The 17,510-nt window shown below is 63.9% G+C and carries 10 protein-coding genes; 4 read left to right on the forward strand and 6 right to left on the reverse strand.

The features are described from left to right. Positions 1-10: 10 nt before the first annotated feature. The 4 genes from T370_RS0100910 to T370_RS0100930 form a co-directional block, all read right to left on the reverse strand. The gene (locus T370_RS0100910; protein ID WP_248604182.1) at positions 11-1,513 is read right to left on the reverse strand and encodes a small ribosomal subunit Rsm22 family protein; all 1,503 of its coding nucleotides are present in this window, start codon (positions 1,511-1,513) and stop codon (positions 11-13) included. After that, complete coding sequence (locus T370_RS0100920) at positions 1,510-2,688, reverse strand: phosphoglycerate kinase (protein WP_005026260.1); 1,179 nt, start codon at positions 2,686-2,688, stop codon at positions 1,510-1,512. The genes T370_RS0100910 and T370_RS0100920 overlap by 4 nt, the downstream gene beginning before the upstream one ends. A gap of 89 nt (positions 2,689-2,777) precedes the next feature. Continuing rightward, positions 2,778-4,430 carry an ASKHA domain-containing protein gene (locus tag T370_RS0100925; protein ID WP_029434430.1) on the reverse strand — a complete coding sequence of 551 codons (1,653 nt, stop codon included), beginning with the start codon at positions 4,428-4,430 and terminating at the stop codon, positions 2,778-2,780. Continuing rightward, positions 4,423-5,586 carry a tRNA nucleotidyltransferase/poly(A) polymerase-related protein gene (locus tag T370_RS0100930; protein WP_034505467.1) on the reverse strand — a complete coding sequence of 388 codons (1,164 nt, stop codon included), beginning with the start codon at positions 5,584-5,586 and terminating at the stop codon, positions 4,423-4,425. Before T370_RS0100930 ends, T370_RS0100925 begins: the two co-directional genes overlap by 8 nt. Between T370_RS0100930 and T370_RS0100935 the strand changes: the two genes are divergently transcribed. The 4 genes from T370_RS0100935 (at position 5,585) to ispG (ending at position 15,576) form a co-directional block, all read left to right on the forward strand. Then, positions 5,585-6,649, forward strand: coding sequence for a biotin--[acetyl-CoA-carboxylase] ligase (locus tag T370_RS0100935; RefSeq protein WP_051643705.1), 1,065 nt, complete (start codon positions 5,585-5,587; stop codon positions 6,647-6,649). The two genes, T370_RS0100930 and T370_RS0100935, sit on opposite strands and share 2 nt — an antisense overlap. Positions 6,650-6,798: 149 nt before the next feature. Continuing rightward, positions 6,799-10,509 (forward strand): pyruvate carboxylase, encoded by a 3,711-nt coding sequence (locus T370_RS0100940; protein ID WP_029434433.1) that lies wholly within the window; start codon positions 6,799-6,801, stop codon positions 10,507-10,509. A 44-nt stretch (positions 10,510-10,553) separates the two neighbouring features. After that, positions 10,554-14,123, forward strand: a complete 3,570-nt coding sequence (locus T370_RS0100945; protein ID WP_029434434.1) for a PEP/pyruvate-binding domain-containing protein — start codon at positions 10,554-10,556, stop codon at positions 14,121-14,123. A gap of 373 nt (positions 14,124-14,496) precedes the next feature. After that, positions 14,497-15,576, forward strand: coding sequence for a flavodoxin-dependent (E)-4-hydroxy-3-methylbut-2-enyl-diphosphate synthase (ispG, locus tag T370_RS0100950; protein WP_029434435.1), 1,080 nt, complete (start codon positions 14,497-14,499; stop codon positions 15,574-15,576). Positions 15,577-15,739: 163 nt separating this feature from the next. Here the strand turns inward: ispG and T370_RS0100955 are convergent, their stop codons facing one another. Then, positions 15,740-16,747 carry an ABC transporter permease gene (locus T370_RS0100955; RefSeq protein ID WP_005026245.1) on the reverse strand — a complete coding sequence of 336 codons (1,008 nt, stop codon included), beginning with the start codon at positions 16,745-16,747 and terminating at the stop codon, positions 15,740-15,742. Beyond that, positions 16,747-17,505 (reverse strand): ATP-binding cassette domain-containing protein, encoded by a 759-nt coding sequence (locus T370_RS0100960; RefSeq protein WP_016360799.1) that lies wholly within the window; start codon positions 17,503-17,505, stop codon positions 16,747-16,749. Before T370_RS0100960 ends, T370_RS0100955 begins: the two co-directional genes overlap by 1 nt. Positions 17,506-17,510: the final 5 nt, after the last annotated feature.

Consider the following 17,510-nt stretch of genomic DNA (forward strand, 5'->3'; position numbering starts at 1 on the left):
CCTGAAAAAATCAGCGTTGAGGTTTTTGTTCCGGCTGCCAAAGCAGTTCAACGGCCCCCGTCTTGGCGTCCTTACGTGGAGACGCGGGACGGCGGCAGGCGACAAGCGCCCCGGAGGGGATGTCCCCGGCTGCGGGGATAATGGCGAACCCGTCTTCCGTACAGGCATAGCGGGCATGTCCCATGCCGGGGACGGGGAAGGACTCGGACAGGATACGGGCAACGACCCCGTTGGGGTCCATCGCCGGAAAAAGAGCTGTCTTGGCGATGGGAGCGGCCTCCGATTCAGGCCGAAGCTGCATGAACGACAAGCTCAGCGAATCCTTGGGCAGCTTGGCGTAACGGGCCAGATCCGCCAGCCATGCCGGAGCCACAGCAAGCTGCGACGCGTGGCACCAGCGACGCTCGCGCGTCTCCAACAGCGGACACGGACCAAGATGCGGACAAGGAGCCACAGGCGTCAGCCCCTCCTCCAGCGCCGTTTCCCGGAGCTTCGCGGTAAGCGTGCCGCCGAGCCGCGTGCCGGGCTCAACGAACAGCGCCGTGCCTTCAGGATGCAGCGTCCGCCCCACGGCGACGGCGAGATCCGCCATGCGTTCATCGACGCTGACGCCCGGCTTGTCCTTCAATTCGTTGAGCACATTGCCCGCCATGAGCAGATACGGAGAGCGCAACTCGCGGAATGACTGCATCAGCGGCGAACGCACCAGACGGATCGTCCAGTTCAGCGGTTCACCGGAGAGTTTCGCCATGTGTTCCAGTATGGAGCGCCCCATTTCCATGGGACGGGGAACCGTATCCACGCAGACCAGCGTCAGCGGCACAGCCCGCCAGTCGGGACGGGACAGCCACAAAGCAATAGGCAGGGTCAGCGGCCCGCTTCCGAGGTCGGCGATGGTCACCGGCGTTTCGGCGTCGCAAACGGGGACGGGCAAATCCAAACCCGGCAAGAGGCCGGTCAGCCGCACAAGATTCCACGGCAAAAAATAACGCAGATATGCCGACACATACCGGGGCGCGCTCCAGTAGGAACGCCCGAGCCCACCGCGCTCATAGGTGAGCATGGCGGACAGGTCACGGATGGCCTCCGGCAAATCGGCGCGGTGGTTGCGGGACAGCGGCATCACCGTATCCAGCGCCTTGGGGAGCTGCGCCAGCGCGTTGCGGCAAAAAGCGTCCAGCGGAGAAAACAACGGGCGGCACATCGGATGCCCTGCCGCGTGCTTGACCGGCGCGGGCATGGGCCTTACCGGGCCGTCGGCACGCGGCGCATCAGGCTTGCGGAAGCCCGCACGCGGCCCACCGGGGCGGCGTTCTCCGGGACCGTTCTTCGGATTGTTTCCGGAACGCCCCTGCCCTGCATGGCTGTTCCGGGCGGGACGTTCCTGATCGGCGCGACTGTCCTGCCGGGGTGCGGGGCGCTTTTCCGCCGGGCCACGGGACGGGGAACGCGGGGCCCCCTTTTCGGAAGTCCCCGCGTTGTTTCTACGTTTAGGGGAGGATGACTGGCTCACGATGCCGCACGCGCCTCAAGAGCGGCCACGGCCGGCAGGGTTTTGCCTTCCAGCACTTCGAGGAACGCGCCGCCCGCCGTGGAAATATAATCCACCTGACTGGCGTAGCCGTACTTCTCGAGGGCCGCGATACTGTCACCGCCGCCGGTAACCGTATAGGCGGACGTTTCCGCAACGGCCTTGGCGATGGCTTCCGTTCCCTTGCCGAACTGGTCGATTTCAAACGCGCCCACAGGACCGTTCCAAACCACGGTGCCCGCCTCGGCGATGATCTGAGCGTACATTGCGGCGGTGGCGGGGCCGATATCGAGGATCATGTCATCAGGGCGCACTTCCTCGACCTTGAGCACGGTCGCCGGAGCGTGTTCTTCCAGCGCCGGGCCGACAACGACGTCGACGGGCAGCGGGATGGCCGCGCCGCGCCCTTTGGCCTCTTCCATGATCTTGGCGGCGGACTCCACCAGATCCGGCTCATACAGGGACTTGCCCACTTCGTATCCGGCGGCCTTCAGGAAGGTATTGGCGATGCCGCCACCCACGATAAGCTTGTCCACGCGCTTGGAAAGATTATTCAGGACTTCAAGTTTGGTCGAAACCTTGGAGCCGCCGATGATGGCGAGCAGCGGATGCTTGGGCGCATGGAGGATACGGGTTACGGCTTCGAGTTCGGCGGCCATGAGCAGGCCCACGCAGGCGACCTTGGCAAAACGGATGGCCCCTTCGGTGGAAGCCTGCGCGCGGTGCGCCGTGGCGAACGCATCCATGACGTACACGTCGCCGAGCGCGGCCAGCTTGCGGGCCACTTCCTCATTATTCTTCTTTTCGCCCTTGTTGAAGCGCACGTTCTCGCACAGGACGCATTCGCCGGGCTTTACGCTGACGCCGTCCAGATAGTCCTTCTCAAGCCTGACCGGAACGCCGAGCAGTTCCTCAAGGCGTTTGGCCACGGGAGCCAGCGAAGCTTCTTCGGAGTAAACGCCTTCTTCGGGACGGCCAAGGTGCGAGAGCACGATGATGCCGGCGCCTTTATCCAGCGCGAACCTCAAGGACGGAATGGCCGCCCGGATGCGCTTGTCGCTGGTGATTTTCCCTTCCTTGACCGGGACATTGAGGTCTTCACGAAAAACAACGGTCTTCCCTTGCAGATCAAGGTCGGACATGAGACGTACGTTCATTGTTCTCCTCCTAAAAAAGAGGTTGCGCTACAGGGTATCGAATACGGAGGCAATGCCACAAAACGCGGCTTCTTGCAAACGGACGGCGCTTATCCGAAAACCATATGCCGCATGTACAGGGCCGTAAAATCGGGACGGGCCGCCAGATCCACAAGCGTACACCCGGAACTCCAGCGGACCAGCCTCTCCCGCAGTTCCGGGCGCGTCAGCAGAAGCGCCGCCCCGCGCAGGGAGGTGTTGCCCTCCGCCACAGTGCGCGCCTGCAGGCCCTGCGGCAGAAAGCCCAGCCGCTCCAGTGCGGTTTCCGGCATGTGTTCCCCGAGCGCACCGCCGAGGCAAACCCGCGCGAGCGCCCTGCTCTCCAGCCCGGACGCCGCCAGCAGGCTTTCCAAAGCCAGCGAAAACGCGGCCTTGACCTTGAGGATTTCCTCCACGTCGGCCCCGGCAAGCTCCATGCCGCCGGGCAACGGCAGGCTCCAGCCAGCGGCCCCGCGTTCGACGGTCCCGAGCAGGCGGGCGGCCAGAGGTGAAACAGAAGCCGACGCAAGGCGACCCGTGGCGTCGAGGAAACCTGTCCGCAACAGCGCATCCAGCAGCGACAAATAGCCCGTGCCGCAAATCCGTTTCGGTTCCGTGTTGCCGATGACCACGGGAGACAGGCCGAACGGACCGAGCCGGAATCCCGAGACGCTGCCCGTATCCGCCACCCCGCCGTAGCGGAGCCCGATGCCTTCCAGCGACGGGCCGAGCGGAACGCTGGCAATGAAGGAGCGTTCCTTATCCAGAGCGAGCACGAATTCGCCGTTCGTCCCCATATCCGCAAGCAGAAAAGGAAATTCCGGCGATTCCCCGTACAGGAGGGCCGCCATGCCCGCGCTGATGTCCCCGCCCACGAACGGGGCGGGCTGCGGGGGGATCCACGCCGGAGGCAGACCGGGCAGCTCCGCCGTGCGGCCTCCCGGCTCCGTCAGCCGGTACGGGGCGGCACACAATCCGGCCACATCTTCATTCAACAGGATGGAGGTCATGGCGGTATTCCCCGCGATGCACAGTTCCGCCACCGGGACGCCCACGTCCGAGACAACGCGTTGCAGGAAGCGGAGCAGGAGATGCCCCAGCCGTTCCCGGCCCTCCTGATTCCGGGCGGCGGCAAGGCGCGACACCACATCGCTCCCCGCGCCCATCTGCGGATTGAGGGCCTGCCCGGACGCAGCCTCATGCCCCGTGCCGTCGAGGAGCCGCCAATGGATGGATGTCGTCCCCAGATCCACGGCCAGCCGGAACGGGCCCGCATCCGGCCTTATGTCCATCCGTTTCCGTTTTTCGGACGGCGGAGGAGGCAACTCAACAACCATACCCGCAACGGCGGCATGGCGGCAGGCCAGCCGCCAGCCGCCGCGCACGGCCTCCGCGCCGAGGATGGCGCTATCCGCGTCGCACGGCTTGGGCGTCCCTTCAAAAAACCGTACCCGGCACGCCCCGCAGCGCCCGAGCCCCGAACACAGCGCGGGCGGGGACAGTTCGCCGGACAGCCAGATCGTTTGGGCAAGCGTCTGCCCCGCTTCCACAGGAAGGATGTGGTTGAGGCCGGATGAAACCACGACACGCACGCCTTGAGCCGCATGGACGGCATCCACGACTACGGCGGCATCCGAATCCACGGCATGTATGCCGCCAGCCGCCCCGGGCTTCCGTCCGCTCACATCCAAAGGCGCACCCGCCATGCCCGCGCCATCAGCCATCGGCATTCTCCCGTTTGCGCTTCGCCATATGCATGGCGAGGGCCTGACAACGCATCGCCCGGAGCCGCCTTCCGGACTCCTTGCCCCTGTCCCGCCACTCCGGAGGCAGTGAAATCCTGAGCAGCACAGCAAGATCGTCATTGACGACAGGACGCAGCGAACGCCCGCTGTCGGCTTCGGCCAGTTTCCAGAACGGCCCGTCCAGCTCGGCATTGTGGACCTGCATCAGCAGATCGCAACGGGTTCCTGCCCGCAGCATTTCATAGATACCGGCTTTCATGTGCAGCTGCGACGACAGCACGCCCGCCGCGCCGTAACGCGCGGGCAAGGCGAGGCGCTTGGCGACATGCTCGGCGGGTTCGGCCCCGCGCAGCTCGTGCCCGTAGTGGTGCGGCAGCAAGGCCGGGTCCGTGCCGATCTTGCCGAGATCATGGCACAGGGCCATCCAGACGCACAGGGGATCGCCCGCCACCGCATCCATCACGTCCATCAGATGTGCCATCACCGAACCTGAATGGTACGCCACGGGGCCCGCCGGAATATCCATCGAAGTTTCCAGCTCCCGGAACCACGGGGAAAGACAATTCCCTTCCGCCAGCACGGACAGCCAGCGCGACGGCTTCGGCGAGGCCAGCGCCTTCATGAGTTCGCGCCCCACGCGTTCGGCGGGAATGCGCCCAAGCAAGCCCTCCCCCGCCACGGCGCGCATCTGCGCCACAGCCTCGGGATGAACCATGAACGACGGCAATTCACAAGCCATGCGGGCCAGCCGGAACACCCGCACGGGCTCATCCCGGAAACTCGTCGGCGAAGCGGGCCGCAGGATGCCTTCCCGCAGATCCGAAAGCGCATGGGGATGCCCGAGAAGGTTGCCGTCCCGATCCTCGGCCAACGCGTTGATGGTCAGATCGCGGCGGCGCATGTCCTCTTCCAGCGTCCCCTCAAGCGGCATAAATTCCTGACCGCGCAACAAAAAGACCGAAACGCTCTTCCCGACCTTGCGGGCCTCGGGATTCCGCTGTAGAAACGTGGCTTCGTCCGCGTCAAACGCGAAATCATATTCCCGAGGCGTCCGCCCCAACAGGCGGTCCCGAACGGCCCCACCCACCAGATAGACCGGTATCCGGCCCGTTTCCGGCCAATTTTCGATTGCCATGACACACGACTCCACTTTTCGTCTCAACGGCACGGTGCGGCTTCTGCACGAAGGCGTCCACTCCGAACGCCCTCCGCACGACCGCCTTGCCGATCCGTTTCCGGCTGATCACGCGGCCGGCTCCGCCCTCTGGAACGGGCTTCCCGAAGCGGCGTTCACCATGCCGGGCACAAGCACGGCCTGCCCGTATCTCGAACAATTCTTCACTGCGCCGGTTTCCCAGACGGGAAACACTCCCGAAACGGCCAGCGTACCGGCGCCAGTGTATCTGTGCGGCTCCGCCACTTCAAGTATGGATGTCGCCCGGGCCCTCGCCGCGCACGGGCAGCTTCCCGTCTGGGGGAGCGTGCTCGCCCTGAGCCAGCGCAGCGGCCGGGGGCAGCTCGGGCGCAACTGGGTTTCGCCAGAAGGCAACGTCTACGCGGCGCTCCGCCTGCCCCAGAGCCACCCGTTCACGGGCACGGCCGCGGCCCCCGCCGTGGGCGGGCTCATCGCCGAAGCGCTGACCCACATGGGTTTCGACGTTCATATGAAATGGCCCAACGACTTGCTGCGGCGCGAGGAACAGGAGGAAGGCCCCGGCTGGTGCAAGGTCGGCGGCATTCTTCTGGAGGAACGCCCCCTGCCCCCGCATAGGGAAACGCCCGCCGAAAACCTGCTTGTCGCCGGGATCGGCCTGAACCTCGTATCCTCCCCCCCGGCCGCCCTCATGCGGGCGCAGCGCGCCGTTCCGGCCGGGCTCCTCTCTTCTGCAACAAAATCCAATGTCTCGCCGCTTTCCGTTGCGGGACTGTGGATGCGACTTGTGAGCCGTATCTTTTTCTGTTATGTCGAAGAGATTGACGCCAAGGGGAAAACCGCGTGGCGTTCACTTGCTGAACGCCACCTCGCCTTCCTCGGGCAAACGGTCCTTCTGACGGACGGCCCCGACGAACAGGAACGCCACACAGGCATTCTTGAAGGGCTGGACGATTTCGGCGGGTTGCGCCTGCGAAATCGTAAGGGAACAAACAGTTTCCTTTCCGGGAGCCTTCGGTTGGACCGCCCTCCCATGCAGCCGTGACGCGAAGCGCCATGCGCGGCGCCGGGAACGGCCTTCCGCAGCGGTGCGGAGGCGGATCACAGGTGTCCCCGATGCCGTTTCGGGGTGCGTCCTGAACAAGACCGGCTCTTGCCGGGTCTAAACATTTCTTTATTGAAAAGGTTGAAAGCATGGCCGCCAAGACGTTTGAACAGGTACTGGACGAAGTTCGGGGCAAGCCCATACTCGTAGCCAACCGGGGCATTCCGGCACGTCGAATCTGCCGGGCCATCCGTGAACGCTTCGCCGCAGTGCCCGTAATGACCGCCACCGACATCGACAAGGCCGCGCCGGCCGCTTCGTCCGCGCAGGAACTGCTCCTGCTCGGTTCCGATCCTCGCGCGTACCTTGATCTCGATCTCATCATCGCCAAGGCGAAGCAGCGCGGTATCATCGCCATCCATCCCGGCTGGGGCTTCGCGTCGGAAGACGAGCGGTTCCCCCAGAAATGCGAAGAGGCGGGCATCACCTTCATCGGCTCCAAAGCCGACTCCATGAACCTGCTCGGCAACAAGGTGCAGGTCCGCAAGATCGCCAAGCGGCTCGGCATCCCCGTGGTGCCCGGCTCGGAAGGCGCGGTCGACGTGCCCGCCGCACGCAAGGTCGTCGACGAAATCACCCTCCCCATCATGCTGAAGGCTGAGGGCGGCGGAGGCGGGCGCGGCATTTTCCTTGTTCGTGAAAAAAGCGAACTGGAAGATGCCTTTTTTAAGGCCTCCGCCATGGCGCAGGCGTCCTTCGGCAACCCCCGCCTGTACGTGGAAAAGTACCTCGAACAGGTCCGCCACATCGAAATCCAGGTCATCGCCGACCAGCACGGCAACGTGTTCGCCTTTGACGAACGCGACTGCTCCGTGCAGCGCAACCACCAGAAGCTCGTGGAAATCACCCCGTCCCCGTGGGCGGGCATCACGCCCGAGCTGCGCGAACGCCTGAAGGAATACTCCCGTATGCTGGTCCGCGAGGTGGGTTATTACTCCCTCGCCACGGTGGAGTTCCTCGTCACCCCGCAGGGTGAACCCTACCTCATCGAAGTGAACACCCGCCTTCAGGTGGAACACGGCATCACCGAAAGCCGTTACGGCGTCGACCTCGTCGAAGAGCAGATCGCCGTGGCCTTCGGCGCGAAGCTGCGCCTGACCGAAGAAAACACCAAGCCGTCCCACTTCGCCATGCAGGTCCGCATCAACTGCGAAGACCCGCAGAACAACTTCGCCCCGAACTCCGGCCTGATTACCCGCTACGTGTCGCCCGGCGGCCCCGGCGTGCGCATCGACTCCAACCTTTCCGCCGGGTACGAGTTCCCCCCGAACTACGACTCCGCCGGTTCGCTTCTCATCGCCTATGGCCGCGACTGGCAGAAAGTGCTCGGCATCATGGACCGCGCCCTGACCGAATACATGGTCGGCGGCGTGAAGACCACGATCCCCTTCTATCGTCAGGTCCTCAAGCACCCGGCCTTCCGGGCGGGCATGTTCGACACGGGCTTCATCCCGTCCGCGCCCGAGCTCATGATATACGCCGACCTCGCGCCGGAAAGCGAACGCCTCGCCAAGCTCATCGCGGAAATCTCGGCCAAGGGCTACAACCCCTTCGTCCAGCTCGGCGAATACCGTTCCCACACCACGCCCCGCCTGCCGCGTCAGGATGTGGTGCTCCCTGCCATCCCCTCCAAAGTACGCAAAGAGCCCTCTCCCTATCCGCACGGCGACCGCGTGGCCCTGCTCGATTACGTCCGCGACAGCGGCCGTGTCCACTTCACGGACACGACCACCCGCGACAGCACCCAATCCAACAGCGGCAACCGCTTCCGCCTCGCCGAAGACCGCCTCGTGGGGCCCTACTTGGACAACTGCGGCTTTTTCTCCCTTGAGAACGGCGGCGGCGCGCACTTCCACGTCGCCATGATGGCGAACATGACCTACCCCTTCACCGAGGCGAAGGAATGGAACAAGTTCGCCCCGAAGACCCTCAAGCAGATCCTGATCCGCTCGACCAACGTGCTCGGCTACAGCCCGCAGCCCAAGAACCTCATGCGCCTGACCGGCGAAATGATCTGCGACAACTTCCAGATCATCCGCTGCTTCGACTTCCTGAACCACATCGACAACATGCGTCCCTTCGCCGAAGTCGCGTTGAGCCGCAGGGACGTGGTCTTCGAACCCGCCATTTCCATGTCGTGGGCCAACGGCTTTGACGTTGCTCACTACCTCGGCGTGGCCGAGAACGTCCTTTCCGTGTGCGGCGATGTGGCCGGCATGAGCGAAAAGGAAGTCTCCCGCCATATCATCCTTGGCCTCAAGGACATGGCCGGCGTATGCCCGCCCCGCTTCATGACCGAAGTGGTCACGGCGCTGCGCAAACGGTGGCCCGAGCTGGTGCTGCACTACCATCGCCATATGACGGACGGCCTTTTCGTTCCCTCCGTGGGCGCGGCTGCCAAGGCTGGCGTCCAGATCGTGGATACGAACCTCGGCGCGTGCGTCCGCAGCTACGGCCAGGGCGACACCCTCGCCACCGCTGCCTACATGGAAGGCGAACTCGGCCTCAAGACCGCCATGAACAAGGATATGGTGCGCGACGCCAACTTCGTGCTCAAGCAGGTCATCCCCTACTACGACCGCTATTGCGCTCCGTACTTCCAGGGCATCGACAACGACGTGACCGAGCACGCCATGCCCGGCGGCGCGACCTCCTCGTCGCAGGAAGGCGCGCTCAAGCAGGGCTACATCCACCTGCTGCCCTACATGCTCAAGTTCCTTGCCGGGACCCGCAAGCTCGTCCGTTACCACGACGTGACCCCCGGCTCCCAGATCACGTGGAACACCGCTTTCCTCGCCGTGACCGGCGCGTACAAGCGCGGCGGCGAAGAAGAGGTCAAATACCTGCTCGGCGTGCTTGATCGCGTCAACGACGTGCCCGACGAAGCCGAACTCAGCGAAGGCACCCGCGCGGCCCGCCTCGCCCTCTATCAGGATTGCAACGACGCGTTCCGCAACCTCCTTTTGGGCAAATTCGGCAAGCTGCCTCTGGGCTTCCCGCCGGATTGGGTGTATGAGAGCGCGTTCGGCAACGCATGGAAGCAGGCCATTGCCGACCGGACCACGCATTCGCCGCTGGAAAAGCTCACCGACATGGACATTGAGGCTGAGCGCAAGGCGTTCCGCGACATCATCAAGCGCGAACCCACGGAAGAAGAAATGGTCATGTACCTGAACCATCCCGGCGACGCCGTGAAGACGGTTCAGTTCCGTGCCAAATACGGCGATCCCAACCGACTGCCGCTGCCCGTCTGGTTTGAAGGCTGCTCCGTCGGCGAGGAAATCAACTTTGTGGATACGTCCGGCAAGCCGCACCAGTTCCTGCTGGTGAGCATGTCCCCGGCCAACGACGCGGGCGAATCCATGGTCCGCTTCGTGCTTGACTCGGAAATCTTCAGCCAGCTCGTCAAGGTCGCCCCGCCCAAGAACGGCGGTGCCGGGGGCGCGGTGATGGCCGATCCTGCGGACAAGTATCAGGTCGGCGCGCCGAGCAACGGCGACCTCTGGGTGATGTACGTCCATCCCGGCGACATCGTCGAGGAGGGCGAAGAACTGTTCAACGTGTCCATCATGAAGCAGGAAAAAGCCGTTCTGGCTCCTGTGGCCGGCATCGTCAAGCGTGTGCTCAAGACCGCCGACTACAAGGAAACCAGGAAGATGGAAACCGTCCGCGAAGGCGAGCTCATCGTGGAGCTCGGGCCGGTTCCGCGCATCTGCACCAACGAGGCGTGCAGTCGTCCGTTGCCCATGAATGACATCGAGTTCTGTCCCTACTGCGGGGAACGGCTCAGCCGGATCTAAGGGACATCAACCGATACGAAGAGAGAGCCTGGGAGGCAATCCTCATGACGAAAACTCCTTCCGCAACCAAAAACCGACAAGACGAGGTTCCGGTGGAAGATCTTCTCAAGCGCTTGGTCCTGACCGGCGCGGACATCGTGCGGATCGGCGAGGACGCCGAGCTGCTGGTGGGTGGCAAAAACTACAACACGGCACTGATCAGCCGGGTTGAAGGCGTTCGCATTCCTCAGTTCCGCGCCATTTCGTCCGTGGCGTTCCACATCGTGCTCGACGAATGCAAGGTGTGCGCGGCGCTGATCCGTTCCATGGTCGACGAAGCCTATAACCGCATCGATTGGGCTTCCCCCGAAGTCACCAAGGATCACGAGTTCCTGCCGAAATTCGTGCGTTCCGTCGCAGCCGAGATCCGCAAGGCTTCCGAAGCCGATCCGGAACTGCCGCATATCCGCCTGCGCACGTTCGTCAACAACGTGGTCGACGGCTTCGCCTCCTCGCAGGAAGGCATCGACCAGCTCCGCAAGCGTTCCGTCATGGTGCAGGCCGCCATCCTGTCCTGCCCCCTGCCCGAACGCGTCGACAAGGCCGTCCGTTCCGCCTACCGCGACATCTGCGCCGAAGCGCAGGAAAGCGACGTGCCCGTGGCCGTGCGTTCCTCCGCCGCCGGTGAGGACTCCCGCAAGAAAGCCTTCGCGGGCCTTCAGGACACCTTCCTGAACATGGTCGGCGACGACGCAGTGGCCACCGCGTACCTGTGGGACTGCGCCTCGGCCTATAACCTGCGCTCCATGATTTACCGCCGGGAAGCCATCCTCGATGCTCTGACCCAGTCCGAAACCACGGGCCAGGAAGAGCTTGCCGCGCAGGCGAAGAAGGAATGGTCCATCGAGAACACGTCCCTTTCCGTGTGCATCATGCGCATGATCAATCCGGTGGTGTCCGGTACGGCGTTCAGCGCCGACACCGCCACGGGTTGCCGCGGCACCGTCCGCAAGGACCTCGTGAGCATCGACACCAGCTACGGCCTCGGTGAAGCCGTGGTGGGCGGCCGCGTGACGCCCGACAAGCTGTATGTCTACCAGAAGGACGACGGCAGCGAAGTCGTGATCCGCTTCATGGGCAGCAAAACCATGAAGATCGTCTATGACGAAAACGGCGGCACCAAGGAAGTGCCCGTTCCGGAACGCGAGTGTATGCTCTGGGCCCTGACCCCCACGCAGGCCGAGCAGGTCGCCAAGGGCGTGCGCGCCGTGAGCAAGGCCTACGACGGCATGATCATGGACACCGAGTTCTGCATCGACTCCAAGGGGATGCTGTGGTTCGTGCAGGCACGCCCCGAAACACGCTGGAATGAAGAACTGGCCCTGCATCCCCACACCATCTTCATGCGCCGCCGCGAAGTGGAGCCCAAGGCCGCCGCTGCCGCCGAGATATTGTTGACCGGTAACGGGGCCTCCCGTGGTGCCGGACAGGGTAAGGTCCGCTTCCTCCGCTCCGCGCTGGAACTGAACCGCGTGGGTAAGGGCGAAATCCTCGCCGCCGAACGTACCGACCCCGATATGGTTCCCGGTATGCGCGTGGCCTCCGCCATCCTCGCCGACGTGGGCGGCGACACCAGCCACGCGGCCATCACCTCCCGCGAACTCGGCATCGCCGCGGTCATCGGCATCCAGAACCCCACGGCCCTTCAGGCTCTGGACGGTCTGGACGTCACCGTCGACGGCACCCGTGGGCGCGTGTACCGCGGCCTGCTCCCGCTGCATGAAGTCGGCGGCGAAATGGACGTGGAAGCCCTGCCCCAGACGAAAACCCGAGTCGGCCTCGTGCTCGCGGACATCGGGCAGGCCCTGTTCCTGTCCCGCCTCCGCAACGTGCCGGACTTTGAAGTGGGCCTGCTGCGCGCCGAATTCATGCTCGGCAACGTGGGCGTGCACCCCGCCGCGCTGGAAGCCTTCGACAACGGCGAACTGGAACGCCTCGTCCAGAAGAAGATCGGCGAACTGGACTCCAAGTTGCGCAAGACCATCCGCGAACAGCTTGACGCTGGCCTCGTGTCGTTGGATCTCCGCCTCCGCGAACACGTCGGCAACATCACCGGCTTCGCGGAAGAACTGGAAAAGCTCGGCAAAAAGGACGATCTCCGCAATCCCGACGAAATCATGGCCGTGTATCGGCGTATGCGCGAAGTTGAAAAGCTGCTGGACGAATACACCGAACGTGCCGCGCGCTTCTACAGCACGCTGGAGACGTCCGCGGATCTGGCCGAACACGTCCGCATCATCATGGGCTACGAGTCCGAACTGCTGACCCTGTCCGGCGATTCCCCCGAAGTGAAGGCGCGCCGCGCCGCCATCGAAAAGGAAATCGGCGATCAGGTCAGCTACGCCGCGCTCAATCCGGCGGTGCAGGAAACCCTGCGCCAGATCGCCGCGCTGCGTGAAGACGTGGGCGCCCGCTGCGGCCTCGCCAAGGAAATCGCCGCCCTGCGTTCCATCCCCGGCGAAATCGGCACGCTCATCCGCGCCCGCGGCCACAAGAACGGCCACGACCACTACGTGCAGACGCTGTCTCAGGGATTGGCCCTGTTTGCGATGGCCTTCTACGGCAAGCCCATCGTGTACCGTACCACCGACTTCAAGACCAACGAGTACCGCAACCTGCTCGGCGGCAACCTCTTCGAAGATCACGAAGACAACCCGATGCTCGGCTATCGCGGCGTATCCCGCGATATCCACGACTGGGAAATCGAGTCCTTCAAGCTGGCCCGCTCGGCTTACGGCGCGCACAACCTCCAGCTCATGTTGCCCTTCGTGCGCACGCTGGAACAGGCCCGTGCCATGCGCGGCTACCTCGACACCGTGCACAACCTGCGCAGCGGCGAGGACGGCCTCAAGATCATCCTCATGTCCGAGCTGCCTTCCAACGCCATTCTGGCGCGGCAGTTCATCCAGGAGTTCGACGGCTTCTCCATCGGCTCCAACGACATGACCCAGATGGTGCTGGCCACCGACCGCGACAACAGCTCGCTCTCGCACATCTACGACGAGGAAGACCCCGCCGTGGTCTGGGCGATTCTGGTGACCATCTTCTCCGGGCAGAAGTTCGGCAAAAAGGTCGGCTTCTGCGGCCAGGGCGTGGCGAACAGCGAAGTGCTGCGCGGCCTCGTGGCTATCAGCGGCATCACCTCCGCCTCCGTCGTGCCCGATACCTACTACCGCACGAAGCAGGACTTCGCGGCCGCCGAAGCCCTGAACATCTCGGCTTCCGGCCTTGGCAAGTGGCTTGGCGAACAGCACCAGGCCAAGCTGGTCAAGCTGCTTGAAGCCGCCGGAAAGGCCGATATCGCCAAGCTCGCCTCCGATCCGGCCAAGATCCGCGCCTGGTACGATGCGGAAACCGCCCGTCTGCACGGCGAACTCCGTGACAGCCTCGGCGGAAGCCGCGAAAACACCGCCCGCAAGGCTCTTAAGACCTTCCGCGCCACGTTCCACAAGCCGGTCATCTATGCCGCGTGGAACTGGAACGAGACCGTCGAGGACGCCCTGCATCAGGCCGGTTTCGCCACCTTTGAGGAACAGGCTGCGGCTCTGGCCGAACAACGCAAGAAGCTGGCGTAACGTGAATACACGCAGGGTGCAGCCCTGCACCTGCTGAGGCTCTGCCTCAGACCCGCCGGGCTGCCGCCCGGACCTGCCCGGGGGGAGAGCCTCCCCCCCGGACCCCGGCAGTTTCGGAAAAACGACCGTCGGGGGATGTTCCTCAGACGGATCATCCCCCGACGGTTTTTGTTGAAACGGTATTGTTAAAAACAACAGCCAGCTATCTTATCCCGACAGAGCATGGCCTCTTCTCTGTATTCCCTCTCCGGCTGAAACGAACTCCTGTCGCGCAGCCTCCCCACCAGTCAACATTTTTGCGGGTGGGGGTCTGGGGGAAGGCGCTTTTTATAAAAAACGCCTTCCCCCAGATTCCTCCCCAAAAGGATAGTATATGGAACTCCCCCGCAAACAGACTCGACAATTGAAACTCGGCTCCGTCCGTATCGGCGGAGGTGCACCCATTGTCGTCCAGAGCATGACGAATACCGACACGCGGGACGTGGAGGCCACCCTCGGCCAGATCAAACGCTTGCACGACGCGGGCTGCGAAATCGTGCGCGTCGCCGTACCCGACGAGACGGCAGCCAGGGCCCTGCGCGCCATTCATGACGCCAGCCCCATCCCGGTCATCGCGGACATTCATTTTGACTACCGTCTGGCCCTCATGGCACTGGAAGCGGGATTGGAAGGCTTACGCATCAACCCCGGCAACATCGGCGAACGCAAAAACGTGGAAATGGTGGTCGATGCCGCCAAAGCGCGGGGCGCGGTGATCCGCGTGGGCGTCAACAGTGGTTCGGTAGAAAAACGGCTGCTGGAGCAGTACGGAGGCCCCACCCCGCAAGCAATGGTTGAAAGCGCACTCGGGCATGTCCGCATCCTTGAGGAACACGGCTTTTACGATACGAAAATTTCCATCAAGTCGTCTTCGGTCCTCAATACCATTGAATGTTACCGGCTATTATCGCAACGCTGCGATTACCCGCTGCACCTTGGCGTCACCGAGGCGGGCGGCGTACTGCGCGGAGCCATCAAATCCTCGGTCGGCATGGGGGTCCTCCTCAGCGAGGGCATCGGCGACACCCTGCGCGTCTCTTTGACGGCTGCCCCGGAAGAAGAGATGACCGTGGCGTGGGAACTGCTCCGCGCCCTCGGATTGCGCCAGCGCGGGCCGGAAATCATCTCCTGCCCCACCTGCGGGCGTACGGAAATAGATCTCATCGGCCTCGCTCAAGAAGTGGAGCGCCGCCTGCGCACGGAAAACGCGCCCATCAAGGTCGCGGTCATGGGCTGTGTGGTGAACGGACCCGGCGAGGCGCGGGAAGCCGATCTCGGCATGGCGGGAGGCCGCGACAAGGGCATCATCTTCCGTAAAGGCGAAGTCATCCGCTCCGTGCGCGGGCAGGAAGCCCTGCTTGCCGCATTCATGGAAGAACTGGATAAACTGCTTGTCGAGCGACGAGACTTGTAGCTGTCCGGCGATAACAAAAGGGAGGTTGAAGCCTCCCTTTTGTTGCTCTTTCCACCATCCGGAACCGAGGTCAGGAAACGCGTTTCCCTGTGTTGTACCGATCAGGCAATGCGCGCCGCTCGCCACTTGCCGCTTTTCTCGGCTCAGTGGCTTTGAAGAGGCTCTACCTTTTTCTCCACCGTACCAGACGCAAAATACGCTCGTCGGCATTCCCTGAGAGAATCGCGTAACTCGATACCGCGACAACGATGACCATGCCGTGCACGGCGCGAGTCCAGAATCCCGACAGGCCGGAACTGACGATGCCCGCCTCGATCATCCCGACGATGGCGATGCCGATCAACGTGCCGTACAGCCTCCCGGAGCCTCCGAATACGCTGGTCCCACCGATGAACACGGCGGCGAACACCAGCAGCATGTACCCGTCTCCCTGTGTGGGCCACCACGACCCCATTTCCATGCATCCGATGGCCCCGGCAAAGCCCGCTATGCCGCCCATGAGCGTGTGTACGCCAAGACGGGCCGCCGGGACGTTGATGCCGAGCCGGGATGCGATGTCCGCCTGCTCGCCCGTAAACCGGATGGCGTCGCCGAGCGGGTGGCGGTTCAGGAGAAGCCAAAGGGCAAGCGCCATTACAATCAGCCAGAGCGATTGCATGGGCAGGAAGCCGCCAAGCCTCCCTGCCAGCACGCTATGCGTGGGGCTTCCCCCCAGATCCGCCAGCCCGAGTGCGAGTCCCTGGCTCAGCAGCATGACAGCGCCGCGCCAGAAAAACTGCGTCCCGATGGTCGCTATGATGGACGGCACGCCGACATACGCGACCAGAAAGCCGTTGCAGAGACCGATCCCCAAGCCGATCAGGATGGCGACAATGACGCCGAGCCAGACCTGCCCCGTGTGTATCGCCGTGAGCGCAAAGCCGAATCCGGCTACCGCCAGCGTCGAGGGGAAACACAAATCCATCTCCCCCGCCGCGACCACCAACGTGAGCCCGAGCGCCAGAAAACCGTACAGGGGCAAGGTTGAAAGCAGGCTCTCGTACATGGGCCACGCCAGAAACGCCCGCGCGCCCGTCATCATGAACAGCGCAAGCAACGCCAAGAACAACCCCGTCAGCCACAGCTGGTTGCGTGTGCTTGCGGGCAACGCCCGCCGGATGCGCCCGCCCATCACGCACCTCTCCCTTCGGCGAGGGACAGCAGCCGTTCCGTCAGATCCGCCGGGGACGTCCCCTCGCGCCGCACTTCACCGACCGTCCTGCCCTTATCCATGAACAGGAACCGATCCGCCACATCATACGCCTGATGCACATGGTGGGACACCAGCAGCACGGAGCGCCCCTTGTCCCGCAGGGCCTGGATGAATTCCAGAACGCGTTTCACCTCTTTTAACGAGAGGGCCGTGGTGGGTTCGTCCAAGATGACCAGCCGCGCCCCGAAATACATGGCCCGCCCGATCGCCAGCGCCTGCCGCTCGCCGCCGGACAACACCCGTACGTCGGCATCGGGGTCCAGCCCCGCCCCGCCGAGCCCGAGCCACTCCCCCAGCATCACCCGGGTTGCCTCGCGTTCGGCGGCAATGTCGATGAATCCCCAGCGCGTCCTCACGTGGCGCCCCACAAACATATTCCTCCAGAGCGACTGCCCCTCGCACAGGCAGCGATCCTGATGCACCGTCTCGATGCCCATATCCCGGGCCTTGCGGACGCTGTATTTCGCCAGATCAACGGGATTCCCCCCAAACCGGAACGTGCCGCCGTCGGGACGCCCGGCCCCGGAGAGCAGGCGGACGAACGTGGACTTGCCCGCGCCGTTATCGCCAAGCAGGGCCACGACCTCACCTTCCGCCATGTCCAGATCGGCGTGCCGCAACGCCGCCACCGCTCCGAACGATTTCCGTATCCCTCTTACACTGAGCAGCATTCCCATAACGC

Origin of the sequence: Bilophila wadsworthia ATCC 49260 (assembly GCF_000701705.1) — a bacterium.
GTDB lineage: Bacteria > Desulfobacterota > Desulfovibrionia > Desulfovibrionales > Desulfovibrionaceae > Bilophila > Bilophila wadsworthia.